The following is a 19895-nucleotide window of genomic DNA, read 5'->3' as shown; positions in this document are numbered from 1 at the left end:
TGGCAGATCTTAATCAGATCCTGATTCCCACATCCTTGGATATGTACCTGGCTCCATAAGCACCCTGTCTGTGCGCAGGGCGATGCCTTCTCTCGCATGTCTCATCTCCTCGCCGCTCATCAGCGCATTCGCCAAGGCCACAGCTTCACCCTTCTGAGTCAGGAGTGCCACAAGCTCGCCTTTAGATATCTCTGGGTCTAGCTTGGCGATGCCGACTACCGCCAGATCCGCGCCGTGGCAGACCGCGTCCACGGCCGTGTCTTTGAGGACGACTTTACGCAAAGGCTCGAGTAATATCTCCATAGGAGCCACCATGCGTCGCAGGTAGGTTTCATCGCCTTCTTTCCAGAAGACGAAGGCATCCTTCAGGTCCTGCAGATGAACGCTATCCTGCTCGCGCATGCTCCCGGAACGAATGCGTCTAAGCTCTTCCATATGCGCGCCTACGCCCAGGGCCTCGCCTATATCGACGCATAAGGTTCGTATGTATGTACCAGCGTCGCATACAACGCGGAAGAGGACCTCTCTATCCTTCACCTGTAAAACCTTGATGGCGTGCACTCGGCGCACGCGCATCTGTCTCTTTACAGCGGCTCTGACTGGAGGCGTTTGATAGATCTCTCCTACGAAAGTCTGAAGCACGCGACGGAGCTTCGCCTCATCAACTTCTTTGTGCAGCATCATAAGGCAGACGTACTCCTTGTCCGAGCGTAGGACCAGATCTGTCATCTTGGTGGCCTTGCCCAAAGCTATGGGAAGAACGCCGCTGACCTTGGGGTCAAGAGTGCCACCGTGTCCTATGCGCTCTACGCCTAAAATGTCCCTCACCCAAGCCGTCACTTGGTGTGAGGTCGGCCCCATCGGCTTATCCAGATTAATTACTCCAGCAGATAGGAGCTCGCTCATGCTGCGTTCCTCTGGCTTCTTTCCCCTGTCTGTTAAGAGAGGATCGCGATCCTTAACAATCATCGGCGTCATTGGTCCTCCCCATCTTCCGTAGGATAAGGTCCACTATCTCCTCAGGCGTCAATTTCGCTGTGTCCACTATAAGGTCATACACTCCCCGGTCCTTAAGGTCGATGCCATACCATTGGAGATAGCGCTGCGCCTCACACTCCTCCCTTTCCCGCATCTCCCGAGCGGTGCGCTCGAGGTCGTTCCCCTCACGTTCTACTATACGCTTCGCCCTGGTATAGGGGTCGGCATCCAGGTATACCTTGAAGGCAGGGATGCCTCGACGGGTCAGATTGTGTGCTGCTAGCCTGCCTTCTAGTATTATATCCTTCTCTTGCATGGCACGTTGGATCATGGCTTCATCGATCATGCGGTCGTAGCGTGGATCACGTTGGGCGAGAGCTCCGAACTCGACCAAGGACATGCCATGTTGCTTAGCCATTTCCCGGAAAACATTACCTGATATCACGTAAGCATAGCCTAAGCGGTCGGCCAGAAGTCTACATATTGTGGTCTTGCCTGACCCTGGTGGACCTGAAATGGTGATCCTCATGACTTACCTTCCGCTGCGATCTCCTTAAGCCTTCTCCTGAACTCCACGAACCTCAGGGAGCGGGCGAGGATCTGACCAAAGGGGATGCTTATGACTGAGTACAGAAGGATCCAGTTTGGGAAGAGGTAATCGGCTGAGTTGAGATTTACATTGAAAGACCATGGTACGGAGATTATTGGAGAATGAACCTGGCTCATGAACACCGCCAGCCAAGCGAAGATAGGGATGATCACCAATAATGTGATTGGCATGAGCTTGAGCTGCGTGGCACTGGCCTTCATGGAACGCTGTAATATCTGCGGCTGCTGTTCCATCAGTTTTTTGAGTTTGAAGGTGTTATTCTCCAACCTGGCCTTCCTCATCTCTTGATTAAAGGCTGAGACTATCTTCTGGTTCTCTGCCTGCTCCACATAATCAGTGAAGAAGTGCCTCAATACCGTGGTCAGACCAGTCATTATCATGCCCATGATGACTAAGGTTATGACAGGATAGCGGTAGTCGAATCCGACTAAGGGCATGAACAGCAGACCTGTGACTTCACCGAGGGCCGTGCGCAACGCAGGATCGAAGAGCACTAGGATGGCCACCATGACGAAGAAGAAAGTGGCGAAAGTACTCATACTACTCCTCCCCGCCATAGGTGATGGGCCACCTCCACCACTGGCTGCCATCCTTACTCACCTCCGAAGAACTGCCTTAGGACGGGATGCATCTCCATCATCTGCTCTCGACTGATCGCTTCATAGAATTGGATCATGATGCCCACGGCCAACAGAACACCTGTACCTGATGCCTGTCCTGTGGTACCGATCAGATCTGCCGTAGCAGCCAGGGCGCCTACCACGGCACCAGATATCACCGTCACTACGGGTATATAGCGTTCCAACACACGCTTCAATACGCGGGGATCACGCCTGAAACCGGGGATCTGTAGGCCACTCGCTTCGATTTGCTTGGCCACGGCCTCTGGTCCCATGTTAGTGGTGGATATCCAGAATTTGGCGAAGAGGATCGAACCCCCTACCATGACCAAGAAAAACACGATGACATGTATCATGATCTGCAAGGGGCCGTGATCCTGGGCTAGATAGCCATACCTCTCGGGGTTGAGCATAGGGAGCAGCCAGCTAGCCAATCCATTAGGGGTTGAGAGATACCATGCCAAACCTCCCAAGGGCTGTGTGCCATGGTTCACAGGGTCGTAGTACCCCAACCAAGGATTGCCTCCTAGGATCGGCACCTGCGACAATGTGGGATTGGTGTAGAAGAGGAAGGAGAACATACTTACGTTCGCTAACAGGGCTGCCATCAATATGACGGGGATATTGGAGGCATAGAGCAACTTGATGGGATATCGCCCCCTCGCCCCTCTGGCTGTGCCATGTGCCAGGGGCAGCTCTATGCGCACGCTCTCCACGTAGCAGACGAAAAGGAATATGATCACGGTGCCTACGAGCGCGATCATGGAGTTGGGATTCTGCAGGAGTATCTGCTCGTAACCTCCGTTGGCCATCTGCGAAGCCGAAGAATTATGGATGATATAGAGGGTCTTAGGGATGGTGCCCGCGGGAGGGTTCGATAGGCTCATGGGCTGAGAGGCGTCGATGGGTTGCCAGTTTATGGTACCTGTGAATATGGCCTGGGCCACTCCCGCGGCGATGAACAGGGATATACCCGATCCTATGCCCCATTTCGATACCACCTCATCCATGAGGAACACGATATAGGAGCCTAGGAAAAGCTGTAAGATGATTATGATGTCCGCAAGTGTCGCAGCATCGATGAAGCTGTTGCTTCCCAGGGCGGATCCCAGCCCGTTAACGAAATCAGAGGATGGTGTGAGATAGCCGAACACTTGGGGAACCGCCTCCACCAGGATCATGATCAGCACCAGAAACTTCTGCGTGCTCTGGTATACGGCCTTGTCTTCTGAGTTGGTGAGGTCCAGGCGAATTATCTTGGCGCCCACGAAAAGCTGCATGATGATGGACGCGGTGACGATGGGACCGATGCCCAGGTGCATCAGCGAGCCCTGCGCTCCGGCTAGAATAGCGCGATATTGCGAGAAGAGGTCAATGGTGCTGGACATGTCCAGCCCATAGATGAAGACGTTTGTCATTACGAAGTAGAACACCAGGATGACGATGACCCATAGCATCTTGGTCCGGAAGTGAACGTGCCCTTCCGGCTTGCTGACCGCTGGTAGGCGGTCGGTGAGAGGTTTGAGCTTGTAGAGCAGGCTCTTCTTCTCTTCTGCCATGGTATCAGCTTAACAGGTCATCACTGAGGTCCGACTATCACTCCACCAGCGCTCTGAATCTTCTCCTTGGCCTTGGCCGAGGACTCGGACACTACGATTTCCAGCTTATCCTTCACCTGTCCAAAGCCCAACAGCTTATCCACGCCCATCTTCTGCAAGTCTACAATTGTCCTATCTCCTTTCTTTTGTGCGTAACCTTCGGCGAGTAACCTCTCGATGCTCTCCTGCACTTCACCTACATTCATAGTTATCTTGGCAGATACGACCTCTTGGGGACGCTTGAAGCCGCGCCTCCCGAAGTGTTCCGGGTCGTATTTGAGCATCTTCATGACCTTGTGCTTATGCAGTCCAGCGTTACCTACGCCGCCATGGAGCCCGGCCCCTCTACCAGCCTTCTTCCCACGGCCATGGGTGCGAGACCCCCTGAACTTCTTTGTCCTGCTTGGCATGTCGAGACCCCAACAATATCCTTGGTATTATAACATTCGTTCTATGAGCTCGTTGATATCTTTCCCGCGATATCCCAGTGCGCCCCCGTTCTGATATGAGCGCTTGTTGCCCTCGTATCCTTTTCTAGGGGGACTGAGTCGGAACACCGGTTTGAAGCCCTTCAAGCTCGAGTAGGTAGCCTCTCCTTTCTTGATAGCCCTTGCCAGAGCGATAATGCTGGTGTATTTGGAGCCAGCTTTGACAATCTCATCATCCACTGGCTTATCTCCTTCAAGGCGGCCACGGAACTTGATCATCTTGGCCAAGGTGACTTCATCCACCTCACCCCAGGTGATATAGTCCTTGGCTTTCTGCAGCATGCCCTTCACCGTGTCATTCTCTGGCAGCACCACGCAATGATTGGGACGTGTAAGGTGCATCAGCCTCATCGTCTCCTCTATATCTGATCTTATCTTGGAGTGTCCACGCACCCTGATGACCGCATAGGCCACGCTCATCCCTCCCTTTCTTGGGCCTCTACCGCCTTGGCTATGTCCAAGGCGCTAGCCACGTGCACGTTCACCGGTCCAGATACGATCTTTAGCCTCCTGGCCTGCTCTTCTGTTACACGCACCTGCGCTGTCTGCTTGAGTGCCTCGAAGCTGGCGATGGCGTAGTTGACCGTCGTTTTCGTATGCCCTTTAACGAATCCCCATGAATCCTTGACGCCCGCCAGCTGCAGGATGCTCTTAGCCACGTCACCAGTGGCAAGCCCGATGCCTCGAGGAGCAGGCTTGAAATTCACCTCTACGCTTCCTGCCTTCCCTACCACGTTGAATGGCAGAGAATGTGGTGTACCGCATCCGCATTCCCAGGAGCCACAGCCTCTCTTTATTTCGATGATGTTCAGCTTGGCATTGTCGATGGCCTTGCGGATGGAGGGCCCAACCTCCTTCCCCTTGGCCCGACCGATGCCTACGAATCCGTCACCGTTTCCCACGGCCACGGTTATGCGGAACTTGACCCTGCGACCGGAGTCGGTCATCCTTTGCACAATGTTCACATCGATGACCTCGTCCATAAGGTCAGGGAGGAGGATATCGACGATTTCTGGCTCCCTCAGGGGTAACTTGGTGGCCAGCGCTTGGCTCATGGTGGTGATCTCACCATTCATGACCATCTTGCCTAGCCTTGTCTTGGGTGTCCACTCCATCTCAATCCGCCTCCATCCTATTCTTGACCTCTTCAACCATTTTTTCCAGCTCAGCGTTGATATGCTTACCAGCTATCCTTTCTTCGGGGGGAAGGATCTCCTCCGAGTGAGGTATATCCAGTCCAGCATCCAGTAGTCCCTTTAGGGAAGCGAAGCAGGCCGCACCCTTGACTGGTTCCCTCAACCCTATATCCAGCACTGCCCTACTCACTCCCTTCTTCTTAGCTCTCAATCCTGCCAGATATCCAGTCAGATAGGCCGCAGGCAAATTTCCCGTTGAGGCCTTCCACCCCAAATCGAGGAGCTCGCGGGAATGGGCCATGGCCAGTACTAAATCCCCCTTGGCGTCGAACTTTACCAGTTGGACACTGATATGGCGAAGGGAGCTCCTCACTACTGCCCTAGGCACGCGAGCGCGCAGGAGCGCTGCCCTCTGACGGTAGTCCGTCCGGCCTTCGCGCCTGCGACGGAAGGCCACCTTGTATCTAGGTCCATTAGCCATCAATTCCCCTCCTTTAAGTGGCCTGCCATCTGCAGGTGTGAGACTAGGTTCTTCCGGCTCTTGAACATGCCTCCCTTGGCTTTCATGTAGAACTCTCGGTAGACAGAGCGCGAGATCTTGCCCTCATCCCGCAGCCTCCTCAGCTCTTTCCTGATAGGGCGGATAGTCTGGATCCAGTCCTCCTTGGAGGGGCTCCTGGCTCCTGACGTGCCCTTCCTGCTCCCCGGTCCGCGCCTTCTCCCCTTCTTGCGTTGGGCCAGCTTATACCTGGTCCTCCCGCGGGAAATTCCCTGTTTAGGGAGAGCGCGTATAGTTCCGGACTCGATCGCGGTCCTGATATCCGCGCGAGTGATGGCGTCCGCAGCATCTTCTATCCTGTTAGGGTCGATCCATACTCTCGATTCCCCGCATTTGAGGATCTGGGCCGCCATTCTCTTTTGGTTCTTCAGATCCATGTCTATCCCGTCCTGTTTAGAACTCGAATTCCTAGCTCGTCAGCGCGCTTCTCGATGGCGAGCCTCTTCTTATAACCCACCGTGCCGCCTACGCGGACAGCCTGAGTCTTGGGATTCACCTTCTCCAGCTGTGATGGGTTGTGCACGATCACTTCCTCGAAGCCTGAGGAGTGATAGCCTCTCACCTCCTTAGGTCCGCGGTAGCCAATGCTTACCACTGGGGGTCGATAGCCATAATGTCGGCGCATCTTGCTGTGGATTCCCTTTGGCCTTCTCCATGTCTCACCTAGGCGTTTGAAGCGGAACCATTCCTGACGGCGGAAAGCGGGACGGCGAGAATCTATCTCCTCTCTGATCGCCAATGCCCTCCTTTTCTCTGGTGTGAGCTCTGGCTTCTTGTGGGCCACATATGCCTTTTGCTCTACCACTTCAGCCGCCTCTTGCACCACTTCCGCCTTCTTTTCCACTTCCACATCAGTTATCTCCACAGACATGCTCTCGGCGCCCTGGGCTAAAGCCTCCTCGATTACCTCTATCCAGTGGTCAGCTACCCTAGGCCCTACTCCTTTCAACTCATCCACAATTTTTTTGTACTGGGCCTCATCGTTAAGGGCATCTAGAAGTTGCTCTAGAGTCTCTATGCCCATGCCCTTGAGCTGTTCCGTAAACTCTTCCTTGTAATAAGGCAGGTCGGAAAGCTGTTTGATCTCCTTCTTGGGTTTACTCATGCCTTCACCTTCCTAGCCTTCTCCACGATGTATATCCCATCCTGAAAGACGCGGGGGTCATACCCCTTTATCCTGCAGGCGCGTTCGATATTCGCTGCGGTCTGGGAGACCTCCTCCAGATTGATGCCTGACACCACCACCTCTGCGCCCTTGACCGCTACTTTGGTCTGGCCGATGATGTTGGCGTATCGTGGCGACTTCTCACCCAAGAAGTTCTCGATCACGAACTTGTCTCCCTTAACTGAGGTCTTCATGGGGAAGTGGGAGTAGACCACCTTCATATGGTATTCGAATCCTCCCTGTACCCCATCTATCATGTTCTGGATATGAGAGGCAATAGTGCCCACCATGGCCTTGTCTTTTATTTTAGGGTACTCACAGCGGACCACCACGTGTCCTTCGGAGGTGAGTATTTCTATCCTTGGACTCTCGAATCTGCGCTTAAGCTGCCCGGCCTTTCCAGCTACTGTAACCTCTGGCCCGTTGATGGTGACATTCACTCCTTTGGGAATCGTCACCCTCTCCTCTATCACGCCAGTTATCGTCATGTCAATCCCTCAATACACATATGCGAGCAGCTTGCCACCCACACCCAACTCCTTAGCCTTGGTGTGCGATATCACACCCGCCGTGGTGGTGAGGATGAGCACGCCGAAGTCCTGTGCTGGGAGGTACCTTGACTCCCATTTTTCCAGCTCAGTCTTCTTAACAGCATAGCGGGGCTTTATGACGCCGCAATTGTTTATCTTGCCCTGCAGCGTGACCTTGAACTGCCCGGCCTTGCCGTCCTCAATGAATTCGAATTGATTAATGTATCCTGATTCCTCCATGACCTTCAGCACGCGTCCGATGAGCTTGGAGGAGGGCTTTATGGTGCACTCCTTCTTTCCTACTACGGAGGCGTTCTTGATTGTTGACATGGCATCGTTTAGGGGGTCGTTCTGCATCTTGGCTCACCTCACGAATATTTCTTGAATCCTATCTGCGGCGCGATCTCCCGGAAGCACTGGCGGCACAGATGCATGCCATACCTCCTCACTATGCCTCTTTTTCGACCGCAGCGGGTGCAGCCTACTGACCTTCCGAACTTCTTCTTTGGCTTCACTCGACCACCTCTGCGTTGAACTTCGCCTTCATGAAATTGATGGCCTCTTCCCGTGTCATGCGGTGCTCTTTCGGCAAGCGTCTCTTCATGACGCGCCTTTGCGTTATACGGTAACCCGGCCTCTGGATCACGACATTTACATCCATTCCGAAGATGCCGATCTCAGGGTCATATTTCATGCCCTCGAAATCGGTATAGTCGGGAATGCCGAAGGAGAGATTGCCCTCAGGGTCGAAAGAGTACCAGGCCACTTTCCTGCCTCTGGTGCTTAGCGCCTTAACCAAGAATTTCTCGGCCTCCTCGCCGCGCAGGGTCACCTTACAGCCGATGGGCATTCCCTTTCTCACTCCCAGCTCACGGTTGGTTATTTTGGCGTGCGTAACCATTGGCTTATGGTTGGTAACCATTTGAAGCACTTTCTGTGCCTTCTCCAACCTCTCACCGGCATCGCCCACTCCGATATTGACGACAACCTTCACGATGCGGGGCTGTCTCATTATTTCGCTCATAATACGCTCGCCTCCGGAAGCTCGACTTCAGGGGCCTTTGACCCCACCACGAAGACGTTGTCCTTGATAGTTACTTTTCCATCCCTGAATTTCACCAGATTGGGAGCCACTGTCCTTTGAACGATGTATTCTTCAACCACTTCTAGCTGGCCGACGTTGGATCCGGAGGTGATGAGCGCGGTAGATCCTTTAGCCAGCTTGTATGTGTCCAATATCTTTTGAGAAGGAACTTCTAACTTCAGCACATCTCCTACCTTGTAAACGTCCTTAGAGACGAGCAGATTGCGCCCATCATGCAGATTCAACTGCGTCCTGCCTCCGGAAACCGTGGTCTTACCTTCTATCCGACACAGCTTCCAGGTATGCTTTCCCTCCGGCACCTTCACGGGTCGGAACTTGCCATTACGGTCCAACATCATGCGGTAATGTTGTCCCAGCTTGGGTATCGAGAGCACGTCCATGAGTCCTAGGGGGAATTCGTGGTCCGTTACAACACGGCCATCCACCAAAACGTCCCTGTTCCTAAGGATGCGCTTGACCTCCTTGGCAGTATCCGCTACCTTCAGGATATCGCGCAGCACCACCACCAGCGGCATGCTCTCCTCCACTCCATGTGGACCAGGAGAGGGCTTGGCTATCCAATGAGCGACCTTTCTCGGCACGGGCCAAGAGCGTGGGGCGGTTAATCTTTTCATATCCCTCGTCACGCTGAACCCTCCTTGCCCCTCTCAAGGCTTTCCTTACGCCAGGCGTCGGTGAGGTCCAACTTCGTTATCATAAGATTCGAAGAATGCACTGGACGGGCTTTTAGCGTGCCATCGGCTTTGGCGATGGTCACGCCCTCAACTATCACCCTTCCCGTTTTTGTATCCACTTTTGTCACCTTCCCCTCCATGCCCTTCACCTTTTCATCACCGCGCATTATTTTCACAGTATCGCCCACGATCACCATGGCCGAACGGGTTCCATATTGCTTCCTTAACTCCTCGCTGAGGTGGGACGCCACCATCCTGCGGCGGATATGCAAGGGAGCATTCGCCTGCGCCTTGCGCTGCTTTCTAGCCTGCTTGCTTACCATTTGCTCTCACCTCAAACGATCATGGAAGCGGTGGCTGCGATGCGTGGCCATCTTTCTGCCGCTTCTCTAGCAACCGGTCCTTTGATATCAGTTCCTTTTGTCTCGCCTTCCTCAGTAGTTATCACCGCGGCGTTGTCCTCGAACATGACCATAGTGCCGTCTGGTCGACGGAAAGGTCTCCTCTGCCTGACAATCACGGCATATACCACTTGGCGTCTCATCTCAGGGGTTCCCTTCTTGACAGAGGCTACTATTATATCGCCCACTGCCGCCGAGGGCTGCCTTCGGTTAACACCATGGTATCCAGGAACTGCGATGACAGAGATGGTCTTGGCACCGCTGTTATCTATAACGTCTAGAACGGTACCAGTCATTATGCCCCTAGTCTGTTTTCCCGCTAGTCCCTTCATCCCGCTCACCTCTTCTCCACTATCACGAAGGAAACCGTCTTACTCAACGGACGGCACTCCATTATACGAACCTCATCCCCCTCCTTGACTTGCAGGCAAGGGGGGCAATGCGCGGAGTATCTGGAGGTCTTCTTGGCATATCTCTCATACTTCGAGTCGTACTTCAGAAAATTCCGCTCCACCACCGCGGTGTTAGTCATCTTCTGGGAGACGACCTTACCGTCGATGAGCTGGCCGCGGACGGATAAGCTTCCGTGGAATGGGCAATGCTTATCCTGGCAAGCGGTAGCTGGAGCCTTGACGTCGATGCCTATGTCTCTGGCCTTTTTCTCCATAACATCACCTGATTTTCTTGATCCTATCCTCGGGCCGGTGTTGGATTTCCGTGCCCTGCACGGTTATCTTCTCGCTGCCCCATGTGAACTGGAAAGTGTTCGAGGGCTTGGGTACCATAACCTCCTTCTTTCCTGTGGCTATGGTGATGGTGTTCTTGGTCTCGTCCACCACCGTCCCTGCGATATGCAGATATCCGGGATGGTTGGATTCGATGACCTCAACTTCCAAGCCTATGAACTCCATTCTCATGAAATCCCTCTTCTTCATTCGCTCCTCATCTGACCTCGGTCTTGAAGCCCATGTCCTCCAAGGCCTTCTGCACCTTCTTCTTGTGGTCGCCTTGGAGTTCGATCTTGCCGTCCTTGGCGGTTCCACCGGCGGCACATTTGGTCTTCAGCTTACGCGCTAGGTCCTCAATGTCGATATCATTGGGGTCGAATCCTTCCACTATCGTAACGACCTTGCCATAGCGTCGTGAATCGGTGCTTATCTTCACCGTCTGCTGCTCACGTGCGATCTCCTCGCACATGCACAGTTCCTTCGGCAGTCCACACGTGGAGCAAATCTCTGCCATTACTTCTTCTCCTCCCTCTGGACGGTCAGGATACGGGCGATGTTGGTCCGGATGGCCCTGATCCTGCCGGGATTGGCCGGGGCTCCACCCATCGCCGCTGTTCCTCGCTCATGCATGAGCTCATCGCGGAGCTCCCGCAGCCTTTTGGCCCTATCCTCTGGGGACATTTCTCTTATCTCTTTTGTCCTTAGAAGCGCCATTAGCTCGTAACCTCCTTGTTCGTCTCAGCCTTGGCTACTTCTGTTGAAGCTGGGTTTGGCTCGCTCTCAACCCGCACCGCCTCTGCCAAGGCGCTCTCCTCCTTTGGCAATATCTTATCTGCCATCTCTGGCAGGATCTTTACCGCCTCTTCCACTGGCACCACATCGGTCTCATCAGGAAGTCGAGCGTCAGGAGCCATGATCTCCACTTTTACGCCTATCACTCCTGGTTTTAGCTTGGCCACGGCGAACCCCTGTCGCACAAACCTGAGCTTGGGCTCACCGCAGAACTTGATGTAACCTTCTTTGAATTTCTCTGTGCGATGCCTTTCTCCTGTAAGCTTTCCAGCGATGACTACATGGCAACCTCTAGCGCCCGCGTCCATCACACGACGGACCGTAGAGTGCCCGGCGCGGCGGAAATGCCAACCTCTTTCCAATGCAAAGGCCAGCTTCTCTGCCATGATTTGAGCGTTGAGATTGGGATTGTCAACCTCCTGAACTTCTACCTGTGGGTTGTCGAACTTGAAATCCTTTTCTATGGCGGTTGTTAGCGTTTTAATGGCCGCTCCACGGCGGCCGATGACTATCCCTGGCCGCTCGGTAATCAAGGTCACTCTGGTGCCCATAGGCGTGCGCTGCACATCAACACCGCCAAAACCAGCTCGGTCTACGGCTTTCATCAGGTACTCCTTGAGCAGCACCCTGCGAATGTTCTCCGTTACGAATTTCCTTTCATTGGCCAAATCACTCGACCTCCTCAAGAATCACCTCGATGTTTACCGTCTGCTGATTCCAGGGGCTGCTCCGTCCGTAGGCCCTTGGCATGTATCCGGGTATAGTTCGGCCGAGATGTGCCGCTACTACCCGTATCCGCATATTGTCCGCATCGAGTCCTTTGTACTCAGCGTTAGCCTTGGCGTCCTCCAACACCTTGCGAATGGCTCTCGCTGCTTTTTTTGGGAACCGCCCCGGCCCTACCCCCTTTTTATGAGCGATCCCTTTTTTGTAACGGGCCATTGGAACCGGTCTTTTCAGAGCTTCTACTTCTTCAAGCATAGAAATTGCCACTGTGACGTTCTTACCACGGATCATCCGGCATATCTCGCGCGAGTCTTTGGGAGAGATAGGCATTTCCTTGCCAATCGCGCGCGCCGTTTTGTCGGGGTCCGTTTGTTGAGTATACCCTGCCATATTTCAACACCTCACTTGAGTGGCAGGAACTTCGAGGATCTAGTAGCACCAACACCAGGGCCACTGTGGGTGACTGGCTTGCGAGTCATGGCGAACTCTCCTAGGTAGTGCCCAATCATCTCGGGTTTGATCTCGAATTCCTTGAACTCCTTGCCGTTGTGTACGGCAACTTTCTTGCCCACGAATGCAGGAACAATGGGGATATCGCGACGATGGGTGCGCACCACCTCAGATTCAGCTGCCACGATTTTATCGAACGTCACCTTCTGTTCCTCGTTCAAGCCTCTGTTGAAGGTGCGGCGGACACGTGACGGCATGAGCCCCAGGACCTCTTCAAAAGGCATTTCCAGGAGCTCGTCCAAGGTATATCCACGATAGGTGAATTCCTTCTTTCGCCTGGCTTGGATCGCGCCCTTCTTCTTTCTTTGCTTCCTTCTCGAGGCCTTGGTTCCTGTCAGCGGTTTTTCCTCAGCCATCAGGTTCACTTCTCCTTCTTCCTCTTCTTAGGCGAGAGCCGGCCTACCTTCCTTCCTGGAGGGGCATTCCTTCCTACTGTGCTCGGTTTGCCAACATGGGGATGCCCTCCACCTCCATGAGGATGGTTGACCGCGTTCATCGCGATGCCTTTTACTTTGAAATAGGCTTTAGCACGCGAACGATAGGCATGGAATTTGTTACCTGCCTTGCCGAAAGGCTTTTCTGTATGCCCTCCTCCCGCAACAGTGCCGATGGATGCGCGGCACCGAGGGTCGAAACTCTTGAACTCTCCGCTAGGCATGAGCACTATAACCTTCTCGCCACGACTGACCAGAGTGGCTGCACTACCAGACGTCCTGACGAACTTACCCCCATCGCCTGGCCTAGCTTCTATATTGTGCACCAACGTCCCTTCCGGTAGGGAGGCCAAGGGCAGAACATTGCCTGATGCTATCGGTGCGTTGCCTCCTATCACGATTTCCTGTCCTACCATCATCCCTTCTGCGGCGAGTATATGCTGTACACAATTTGCGAATTGCACCTTAGCCAAGGGACCAGAGCGACCTGGAGCGTGCACGATGTCGATTATCTTACCTATGACGTTATCACCCTCAGGGTGCCCAACGGCACCCAGGTGCCTATGACTGGGAGATCTATATACTGGTCCTCCTCGACCCCGTCTTTGCTGTCTGAGTTGTTTCCCCATTCATCCCACCTCAGAACACTCCTATCCTCATGCCGATATCTTCGGCAGAGTAACCTTCTGCCAGTTTGATGATCGCATGCTTCCCTTCCTTGTCTATCTTTGTCCAGACCTTCTCTACCTTGACCTCGAACCTTCTTTCAAAAGCCGCTTTAATCTCTGCTTTGGTGGCATCGCGTTTGACGATGAACTCCAGTCTATTTCCGTCTTTGAAATTCTGGGTGGGCGTGCCCGTCATCTGATTCATGGTCTTCTCTGTAACATAGGGATGTAATAGTATCTCATCTAGTTTCGACACGCTCACCACTCTCCTAACTTCTTAAGGGCGGATTGTGAAAAGACTGCCAATCTCCCCGCCGCTCCCCCTGGGGCCAAGATACCCGTGCTCAATTCCCCAGGAGCAACCACTTCAACTCCAGGCAGGTTCCTAGCGCTTCTGTACAGGGGAGCATTCTTGTCCGTCACTACTATTAAAACTGATCGTGCCGCCTTATAGCGCCTTCCGCGCATTTTTCCCCTGCCAGGGCGGACCTTCTTGCTGTCCTTGGCCCGGACCAAATCATCGTGGAGGCCGACAGATGCAAAGGCAGAGATGACCTCCGCGGTGCTATCTAACTGCTCCACTGCATCCTCGAATACTACTGGTAGTGTTATCTCCTCTTTGACTTGATGCCCTCTTGCCTGGACCATCTTTATATCTGCCATAGCGGCAAGGGCTGATTTTCTGGCCAAAGCCTTTTCTTTCTTATTCACTTTCAACTTCCATGACCTCTCAGGCTTGGGTGGGAAGGCCCTTCTACCTCCCACGTTGTTAGGCGACTCTGCCGCTCTTGCCCCTTGGCTCAAGCGCTGCACACGGGCTACACCCCTTCCCTTACCCCATGTGGATACAGCGTGCCTCATCCCCGCCTCAAATTTAGAACCATATGGTTGCCGGCGGTTCGATTCTTCAGCGATCACTGCCTTCCTTATGACATCTGGGCGGTGAGCGGTTGAGAAGACAGAGGGCAACTCCTCTTTCCCTACGACCTCACCTTTCAATGAGTACACATTGACATTCTTTTTCATTCCTTATGCCCCCTGCTTGCTCTCTGTGGAGATGTATACGATGTTCGGAGCCTCTTTCAAGGGAGGACTCTTTCTTACTGGATCACGCAGGCGAACCAATCGCTTGGCTGGTCCTGGCACAGAACCGTGAATGAGTACGTACGAATTCACCACCTGCCCATAATGGAGGAATCCTCCCTTGGGAGTGACTTCCTCTCCTTTTTCACCAATCTTAATAATCCTCTTGTTCAACTCTGTGCGCTGATGGTATCCCATCTGACCTGCTTGAGGAACGGTAGGTCTTACATAACCCGGTCGCTTGGGGGCCAATGTCCCAATCATGCGTCGGTGTTTACTGTTCTTGTGATGAAGAAGCTTTAGGCCCCATCTTTTGATGGCGCCTTGGAAGCCTTTACCTTTCGTGATCGCGGCGACATCAATCATTCCCCCATCCTTGGCAAAGTCGTTTATGGTTATCTCTTTGCCCAGTATGGATTTAGCATACTCTAACCTAGCCTCCATGTTGCCACCGCCAATCCGCAGCTCCATAAGTTCAGGCTTTTTCTTCGGCACCCCTTTGACCAATTTTGGCTGTGTATATGCAAGGATGCGGACATCTTCAATGTCCACATTCTTTAATTTGGTCCATGCCTCTTCGGCATTAACCTGCTTTGGGATGGGCAGCAGTCGAGCTAAAGTCTCATCGACACTGGAAGTCCAAACTTCCCCAGCAGTCCTCAGGCCATAGCGCGTATTTTCGTAGACTCTAACCGCTGCCACTTTCATTGGTGGCACTTCAAGCACTGTCACTGGTATTTTTATTTCCTGACCAGCAGTAGTGCTCTGGGAACGGAAGTCTGTTATGAAAGCATGGGTCATACCAGCCTTGTAGCCGGCGAAACCCTGCACCTTAGGGCCTTCGCTAATCTCTGGCCAAGCCTCCAATCTGGGTACTTGGCGTTTCGCCCTAACTCGAGGCGAATACCCTTGTGATCCTTTCTTAGGACGTCTTTTGTTTGGCATGGTTCCCCCTCTGCGCAATTTGCGAGAGAGCACACTCTCTAATTGGCTAACGCATGCAAGAGTGCATTTGTTCGAACCTTCGACCGTGACACCGTTTCAGCCTGCCAGAATGGTTGGCAGGAAGTAGAGGGTTGCTTCCGCATTGCCCATGGAGTCTGGTCGAACGTCCTCAGCGCGTTGAGCAATGTCGCATAAGGGTTTCCATATTTAATCTATTCGGTGGGGAAAAGCATTACCATATACATGTCTGGCTCTTAACATCAAGGTAACTTTCCATAAAAAGATGGCCGTTCGACCATTCCTTCGATGAAACTCGATTTTATCTTTTTTCCTCACATACATTATTAGCCAATATCCCAAGTGAATCTTAATAAACATTCACTCGCATTCCAGGTGTAAAAGTATCTTCCACAAACTGTTTTCGGGCTCTTTGATTTTAATGTCATCGAAAGCTCGTATAGCCAATCAATTTGATTCTCTTGTCTGACACAAACCAGCATGTCTGGTATAGGTGCATGACTAATCGCTCATCCTTTCGAAATATACTATAAGGACTGAATTTTTAAATTAATTATTTTAATATATAAATTTATTTCAGAGCTTTCCTTCTTTGGCTTTCTTTTGTAGGCGCTTTAATCTTTCTTTTGCCGTATAACCGGTAGCCTCTTCAAGGAACATGTTCCAATGCTTGATGGTGTCAACCTGGACATCCTCAGATGCGTTCTTGTCGGTCTGGGAAGTAACTTCGAGGGCTGTCTTGCTGACTAGTTTAGCTTCCACCCTAATAATAGCTCCATAAGAAGACACCAATTTGCCATCTTCTTCCTTAACATTGCCGAAGGCTCTTTTCATCACTTCTTTCAGTCCTTGCCCCTCAATTTTTTGATAATGACCCTTTCTAATCTCATATTCCATAAAATCCCTTCTGAGGGAACCTTAAATCAGAACAATAATTTAAAATCGATTGGGGTTAAGCCTGATTAAATCCTAGGTCATCGGAAAGATATTTATCTATGTCCACTGAAGTTCTCATGAAATTCTGAAGTTCAAGCTGGGCTTTCCAAATCCTCTGACAATCACATGAAAGCCCCTGAAAGACACTTATATCTTGGGAAAATGAAAACTGGTGTAAAGCTGAAATAACATCAGGGTCGCACCGAAAACAATTGTGGGCGCCTCGGGGGGTACCAGCGCCGCTAGGTATGGAAAAAACTCTGGAATCACACCCCTCCTTTCCTCGTTTCAAGACCTCCACTACCGACCAAAGCCAAGGAGGTCGATAGTCTCCGCGGCGGAACAAGGATTCAACATGCGTTTCTTTCTGCACATTTACGGGATTGAGAGAGATGTTTTCGGAATACGACGACGCGAATCTTATGGATGAGATTGCATCATCCAAGGCCTGGAGCTCGGTAAGGTATGGAGGTTTCAGGAGTAAATAGGTACGGAGTCTCATGCCCATTTGACGGATAAGTTTGGCCGCTCTTTCATAATCCTTCACACCGAATCCCTTATTTATGCAATTGTGCAGGATCTCATCACTACTGCTCTCCAGGCCAATGGCAATCTCCATTCTGTCTCTGGGTAACGAGGATAAGGCCTTTTCAGTAACAAACTCAGGTCTACTCTCTATGAGAAAATTTTGGCATGAGGGGAATGCATTGAACAGCCTTTCTCTCACATCAGCAGGCACCTCGCGCTCGTCAAGAAAGCTGCCCGATGTATAGACCTTGACCATTTCCTCCCCATCGTAGGACTCCATTGCGACCTCCAATTGGCTCATGAGTTCCTTAGTTCCGATTCCCTTTTCACTCGTTGCTTGGTTATAACCACACATGAGGCACCCCTTCTTTTGCGACCACCAGCAACCTACCGTTCTAAGTATAAGTACCATGGTGCGGACCTTCCGACCACTGATCATATCTTCCTCTTTCCAGATGGCTTGGGGAGTTTGCTTACGGTCTCGCGATTCCATATTAATGCCTAATTAAGTTGCAGGAGTCTCTCATAGATAAATCATCCCTCAAGTGTTCCTGCTTCATAATCGTTCAAGCATGTTAAAACGCGATTCGTTCAGTACCATTTTCCTTTCCATTTTAAGCAAACAATTTCCTCCAATCAGAAAACATTTAAAAAGCGTTTACTGGTATCCGACCTTTTCTTGTAGCAATTTATTTTATGGTTAAAGCTGAACTAGGAATTAATCTGCAAATGATCTTCATAATTTAGAGCTATCTTGAAGAAAGCCAGGCTTATGTAATCGAACTATCCATTTGATTTCATCAAATGATTAAAATGTAAAGGTTCTGAAATGAAGTTTATCGTTCTTTGATATGCAAAGAAAACTTGTTCAAAGTTCATAATCCAACCCTTAAATGCTTATGGATCTAACTAATATCAAAATTTTATCGATTTCAAGCTTCAGAAGATGGATCAGGATGGTAGGATGGTAGGGGTGAAGTTTTTATGAAGAATGAATGCAAAACATTTACATTTAAATTTTATAATATATAAATTTTATAAAAACATAAATTCTCGTGTGAAGACTTAAGACAATAGCCAACATCATGATTACATCTTTGTTATTTATCCGGTTGATGGTCGCAGTAGAAGTAAAGAGTGAGAACCCATCGAAAACATAATAACTCTGGATTCAGTCATAGACCGCAAATCTTTATATGGCCTTTTGGTGAATCGGCCGTGGAAGGTTCGCAGCATGGCGAGGAAAATTGTGGTAATAGGGTCAGGAGCGGCAGGATTAACTGCGGCCTCAGCCGCGAGGAGGCACGATCCCACGGCGGAGATAACTGTATTCACCATGGACGAATTTATTGCTTATTCGCCATGCGCCATACCTTATGTGATCGAGGGCAGGATAAAAGATTTTGATTCCCTCGTGATGCACACTCCAGAGTTCTATAAAGAACGAAGAAAAATCGATGTGCGCACGAAAGTCAAAGTCATTGCTTTAGATGTGGATAAAAAAACCTTGACCACGAGTGAAGGGCGGTCATATGATTTTGACAGCATAGTTATCGCGACTGGTGGAACTGTTTTTCTGCCTCCCGTTGAGGGGATCGACCTCAAAGGCGTATTCTCTGTAAGAACTATTTCAGATGGCAAGGGAATAAAAGAAATGCTTCCTAAAGTGCGCTCGGTAGTGATTGCTGGCGCAGGTGTCATAGGTTTAGAAATGGCTGTCGCCATGCGCAAGACCGGAAAAGAGGTTACAGTGGTAGAGATGCTCCCACAAGTGGTACCGCGGATAATGGACCAAGACATGGCTAACATGCTGCAATCCAAGCTCGAGTCTTTGGGTATAAACTTCGTGCTGAACGCCCCTATTAAGGCCATAAAGGGCAAGGAAAAGGTGGAAGCGGTGGTAGCAGGAGCAGAGAATTACCCATGCCAGATGGTAATAATGGCAACAGGGATAAGAGCTAACCTCGAGATTCCTAACATGATAGGCTTAGATATTGGTCCATTGGGCGGTGTGCGAGTGTCTGCAACATTACAACCCTATCGGAAGGGGCGAATGGTGAGTGATGTGTATTTAGCAGGGGACATCATCCAATGTGAGAGCGCAGTGGCGCCTGGACCTACAATGAGTCAGCTGGGTTCTAGCGCGGTCCGTCAAGGCGAAGTGGCTGGAATCAATGCTGCCGGTGGGTATGCGACATATCCAGGCGTGGCATCGGCATGGGTCAGCTATTTGGGAGAGGTCCAGGTCGCTGGAACTGGCCTTTCTAAAGCTCTGGCAGAATATTATGGCATCAGGGTGGTGGAAGGCTTAGCTAAAGGCCTCACCAGAGCACGATACTATCCCGATGGGAAGGAATTAATAGTCAAAGTGATAGCTGATGCTTCAACTCACAAGCTGATTGGGGCTCAGATATTGAGCGGAGAAGAAGCTACAGGCAGAATCAATTGGCTCACTGCAGCCATCATCAAGGGAGTGACCGTTGAGGAATTCAGCAATGCCTTCGAAAATGCCTATTGCCCGCCCACCTCCATGGTAAAGGATGTAGTGAATCAAGCCATTGATGAACTTCTGTCTCGATTGAAAGACTGAAGGAAAGAGGTTTAGGGGGAGGGGCAGGGAGCACCCCCTCCCCCAACGAGCGTCCAACTCATAGACGGCTCGT

32 protein-coding genes are annotated in these 19895 nt (G+C 51.5%); 2 read left to right on the top strand and 30 right to left on the bottom strand.

The features are described 5' to 3' along the window. Window positions 1–9: 9 nt before the first annotated feature. Genes QW520_04250 through QW520_04115 form a run of 28 tightly spaced genes read right to left on the bottom strand, consistent with a single transcriptional unit; the run spans window position 10 to window position 15750 of the window. Window positions 10–978, bottom strand: coding sequence for an RNA-guided pseudouridylation complex pseudouridine synthase subunit Cbf5 (locus QW520_04250; protein MEM0449015.1), 969 nt, complete (start codon window positions 976–978; stop codon window positions 10–12). Next, window positions 959–1507 (bottom strand): AAA family ATPase, encoded by a 549-nt coding sequence (locus QW520_04245; protein MEM0449014.1) that lies wholly within the window; start codon window positions 1505–1507, stop codon window positions 959–961. Before QW520_04245 ends, QW520_04250 begins: the two co-directional genes overlap by 20 nt. Further along, a complete protein-coding gene (locus tag QW520_04240; GenBank protein MEM0449013.1) occupies window positions 1504–2178 on the bottom strand; it encodes an EMC3/TMCO1 family protein in 675 nt (224 codons plus the stop codon). Before QW520_04240 ends, QW520_04245 begins: the two co-directional genes overlap by 4 nt. 2 nt (window positions 2179–2180) lie before the next feature. After that, window positions 2181–3767 carry a preprotein translocase subunit SecY gene (secY, locus tag QW520_04235; protein ID MEM0449012.1) on the bottom strand — a complete coding sequence of 529 codons (1587 nt, stop codon included), beginning with the start codon at window positions 3765–3767 and terminating at the stop codon, window positions 2181–2183. 20 nt (window positions 3768–3787) lie between these two features. Further along, on the bottom strand, window positions 3788–4216 hold the full coding sequence (locus QW520_04230) for an uL15 family ribosomal protein (protein MEM0449011.1): 429 nt from the start codon (window positions 4214–4216) through the stop codon (window positions 3788–3790). 27 nt (window positions 4217–4243) lie between these two features. Beyond that, window positions 4244–4714 carry a 50S ribosomal protein L30 gene (locus QW520_04225; GenBank protein MEM0449010.1) on the bottom strand — a complete coding sequence of 157 codons (471 nt, stop codon included), beginning with the start codon at window positions 4712–4714 and terminating at the stop codon, window positions 4244–4246. Further along, a complete protein-coding gene (locus QW520_04220; protein ID MEM0449009.1) occupies window positions 4711–5409 on the bottom strand; it encodes a 30S ribosomal protein S5 in 699 nt (232 codons plus the stop codon). Before QW520_04220 ends, QW520_04225 begins: the two co-directional genes overlap by 4 nt. 1 nt (window position 5410) lies before the next feature. Continuing rightward, window positions 5411–5911 carry a 50S ribosomal protein L18 gene (locus tag QW520_04215; protein MEM0449008.1) on the bottom strand — a complete coding sequence of 167 codons (501 nt, stop codon included), beginning with the start codon at window positions 5909–5911 and terminating at the stop codon, window positions 5411–5413. Further along, window positions 5911–6366 carry a 50S ribosomal protein L19e gene (locus QW520_04210; protein MEM0449007.1) on the bottom strand — a complete coding sequence of 152 codons (456 nt, stop codon included), beginning with the start codon at window positions 6364–6366 and terminating at the stop codon, window positions 5911–5913. The genes QW520_04215 and QW520_04210 overlap by 1 nt, the downstream gene beginning before the upstream one ends. Window positions 6367–6368: 2 nt before the next feature. Then, window positions 6369–7094 (bottom strand): 50S ribosomal protein L32e, encoded by a 726-nt coding sequence (locus tag QW520_04205; GenBank protein MEM0449006.1) that lies wholly within the window; start codon window positions 7092–7094, stop codon window positions 6369–6371. Further along, window positions 7091–7642 (bottom strand): 50S ribosomal protein L6, encoded by a 552-nt coding sequence (locus QW520_04200; GenBank protein ID MEM0449005.1) that lies wholly within the window; start codon window positions 7640–7642, stop codon window positions 7091–7093. Before QW520_04200 ends, QW520_04205 begins: the two co-directional genes overlap by 4 nt. A gap of 9 nt (window positions 7643–7651) precedes the next feature. Continuing rightward, window positions 7652–8041 carry a 30S ribosomal protein S8 gene (locus tag QW520_04195; GenBank protein MEM0449004.1) on the bottom strand — a complete coding sequence of 130 codons (390 nt, stop codon included), beginning with the start codon at window positions 8039–8041 and terminating at the stop codon, window positions 7652–7654. Window positions 8042–8052: 11 nt separating this feature from the next. Further along, window positions 8053–8199, bottom strand: coding sequence for a 30S ribosomal protein S14 (locus QW520_04190; protein ID MEM0449003.1), 147 nt, complete (start codon window positions 8197–8199; stop codon window positions 8053–8055). Further along, window positions 8196–8708 carry a 50S ribosomal protein L5 gene (locus QW520_04185; GenBank protein ID MEM0449002.1) on the bottom strand — a complete coding sequence of 171 codons (513 nt, stop codon included), beginning with the start codon at window positions 8706–8708 and terminating at the stop codon, window positions 8196–8198. The genes QW520_04190 and QW520_04185 overlap by 4 nt, the downstream gene beginning before the upstream one ends. Beyond that, window positions 8705–9415 carry a 30S ribosomal protein S4e gene (locus tag QW520_04180; GenBank protein ID MEM0449001.1) on the bottom strand — a complete coding sequence of 237 codons (711 nt, stop codon included), beginning with the start codon at window positions 9413–9415 and terminating at the stop codon, window positions 8705–8707. The genes QW520_04185 and QW520_04180 overlap by 4 nt, the downstream gene beginning before the upstream one ends. Continuing rightward, on the bottom strand, window positions 9412–9786 hold the full coding sequence (rplX, locus tag QW520_04175) for a 50S ribosomal protein L24 (protein MEM0449000.1): 375 nt from the start codon (window positions 9784–9786) through the stop codon (window positions 9412–9414). Before rplX ends, QW520_04180 begins: the two co-directional genes overlap by 4 nt. 11 nt (window positions 9787–9797) lie before the next feature. Further along, window positions 9798–10196 (bottom strand): 50S ribosomal protein L14, encoded by a 399-nt coding sequence (locus tag QW520_04170; protein MEM0448999.1) that lies wholly within the window; start codon window positions 10194–10196, stop codon window positions 9798–9800. Window positions 10197–10201: 5 nt separating this feature from the next. Beyond that, window positions 10202–10531, bottom strand: a complete 330-nt coding sequence (locus QW520_04165; GenBank protein ID MEM0448998.1) for a 30S ribosomal protein S17 — start codon at window positions 10529–10531, stop codon at window positions 10202–10204. 4 nt (window positions 10532–10535) lie between these two features. Continuing rightward, window positions 10536–10799, bottom strand: coding sequence for a ribonuclease P protein subunit (locus QW520_04160; GenBank protein MEM0448997.1), 264 nt, complete (start codon window positions 10797–10799; stop codon window positions 10536–10538). A 7-nt stretch (window positions 10800–10806) separates the two neighbouring features. Beyond that, complete coding sequence (gene yciH, locus QW520_04155; protein MEM0448996.1) at window positions 10807–11106, bottom strand: stress response translation initiation inhibitor YciH; 300 nt, start codon at window positions 11104–11106, stop codon at window positions 10807–10809. Then, on the bottom strand, window positions 11106–11306 hold the full coding sequence (gene rpmC, locus QW520_04150) for a 50S ribosomal protein L29 (protein MEM0448995.1): 201 nt from the start codon (window positions 11304–11306) through the stop codon (window positions 11106–11108). The genes yciH and rpmC overlap by 1 nt, the downstream gene beginning before the upstream one ends. Beyond that, the gene (locus QW520_04145; protein ID MEM0448994.1) at window positions 11306–12052 is read right to left on the bottom strand and encodes a 30S ribosomal protein S3; all 747 of its coding nucleotides are present in this window, start codon (window positions 12050–12052) and stop codon (window positions 11306–11308) included. The genes rpmC and QW520_04145 overlap by 1 nt, the downstream gene beginning before the upstream one ends. A gap of 1 nt (window position 12053) precedes the next feature. Further along, window positions 12054–12500 carry a 50S ribosomal protein L22 gene (locus tag QW520_04140; protein ID MEM0448993.1) on the bottom strand — a complete coding sequence of 149 codons (447 nt, stop codon included), beginning with the start codon at window positions 12498–12500 and terminating at the stop codon, window positions 12054–12056. Window positions 12501–12511: 11 nt separating this feature from the next. Further along, entirely contained in the window at window positions 12512–12976 is a 465-nt protein-coding gene (locus tag QW520_04135) for a 30S ribosomal protein S19 (GenBank protein ID MEM0448992.1), read from the bottom strand. Between the two features lie 5 nt (window positions 12977–12981). Further along, window positions 12982–13683 carry a 50S ribosomal protein L2 gene (locus QW520_04130; GenBank protein ID MEM0448991.1) on the bottom strand — a complete coding sequence of 234 codons (702 nt, stop codon included), beginning with the start codon at window positions 13681–13683 and terminating at the stop codon, window positions 12982–12984. A 10-nt stretch (window positions 13684–13693) separates the two neighbouring features. After that, on the bottom strand, window positions 13694–13984 hold the full coding sequence (locus QW520_04125) for a 50S ribosomal protein L23 (GenBank protein ID MEM0448990.1): 291 nt from the start codon (window positions 13982–13984) through the stop codon (window positions 13694–13696). Then, the gene (gene rpl4p, locus QW520_04120) at window positions 13981–14748 is read right to left on the bottom strand and encodes a 50S ribosomal protein L4 (protein ID MEM0448989.1); all 768 of its coding nucleotides are present in this window, start codon (window positions 14746–14748) and stop codon (window positions 13981–13983) included. Before rpl4p ends, QW520_04125 begins: the two co-directional genes overlap by 4 nt. 3 nt (window positions 14749–14751) lie before the next feature. Next, window positions 14752–15750, bottom strand: a complete 999-nt coding sequence (locus QW520_04115) for a 50S ribosomal protein L3 (GenBank protein ID MEM0448988.1) — start codon at window positions 15748–15750, stop codon at window positions 14752–14754. Window positions 15751–15792: 42 nt separating this feature from the next. On the opposite strand from QW520_04115, the gene QW520_04110 reads away from it, so the two are divergent. Continuing rightward, the gene (locus QW520_04110) at window positions 15793–15945 is read left to right on the top strand and encodes a hypothetical protein (GenBank protein MEM0448987.1); all 153 of its coding nucleotides are present in this window, start codon (window positions 15793–15795) and stop codon (window positions 15943–15945) included. Between the two features lie 399 nt (window positions 15946–16344). Here the strand turns inward: QW520_04110 and QW520_04105 are convergent, their stop codons facing one another. Both QW520_04105 and QW520_04100 read right to left on the bottom strand, forming a co-directional pair. After that, window positions 16345–16665, bottom strand: coding sequence for a DUF5611 family protein (locus QW520_04105; protein MEM0448986.1), 321 nt, complete (start codon window positions 16663–16665; stop codon window positions 16345–16347). Between the two features lie 55 nt (window positions 16666–16720). Then, window positions 16721–17725: an archaeosine biosynthesis radical SAM protein RaSEA gene (locus QW520_04100; GenBank protein MEM0448985.1), complete on the bottom strand. Its 1005-nt coding sequence runs from the start codon at window positions 17723–17725 to the stop codon at window positions 16721–16723. A gap of 741 nt (window positions 17726–18466) precedes the next feature. Between QW520_04100 and QW520_04095 the strand changes: the two genes are divergently transcribed. Further along, on the top strand, window positions 18467–19822 hold the full coding sequence (locus tag QW520_04095; GenBank protein ID MEM0448984.1) for an FAD-dependent oxidoreductase: 1356 nt from the start codon (window positions 18467–18469) through the stop codon (window positions 19820–19822). Window positions 19823–19895 lie beyond the last annotated feature (73 nt).

Source organism: Methanomassiliicoccales archaeon (genome assembly GCA_038740345.1).
Classification (GTDB): Archaea; Thermoplasmatota; Thermoplasmata; order Methanomassiliicoccales; family UBA472; genus JAJRAN01.
This window is presented reverse-complemented; position numbering and strand designations above follow the sequence as displayed.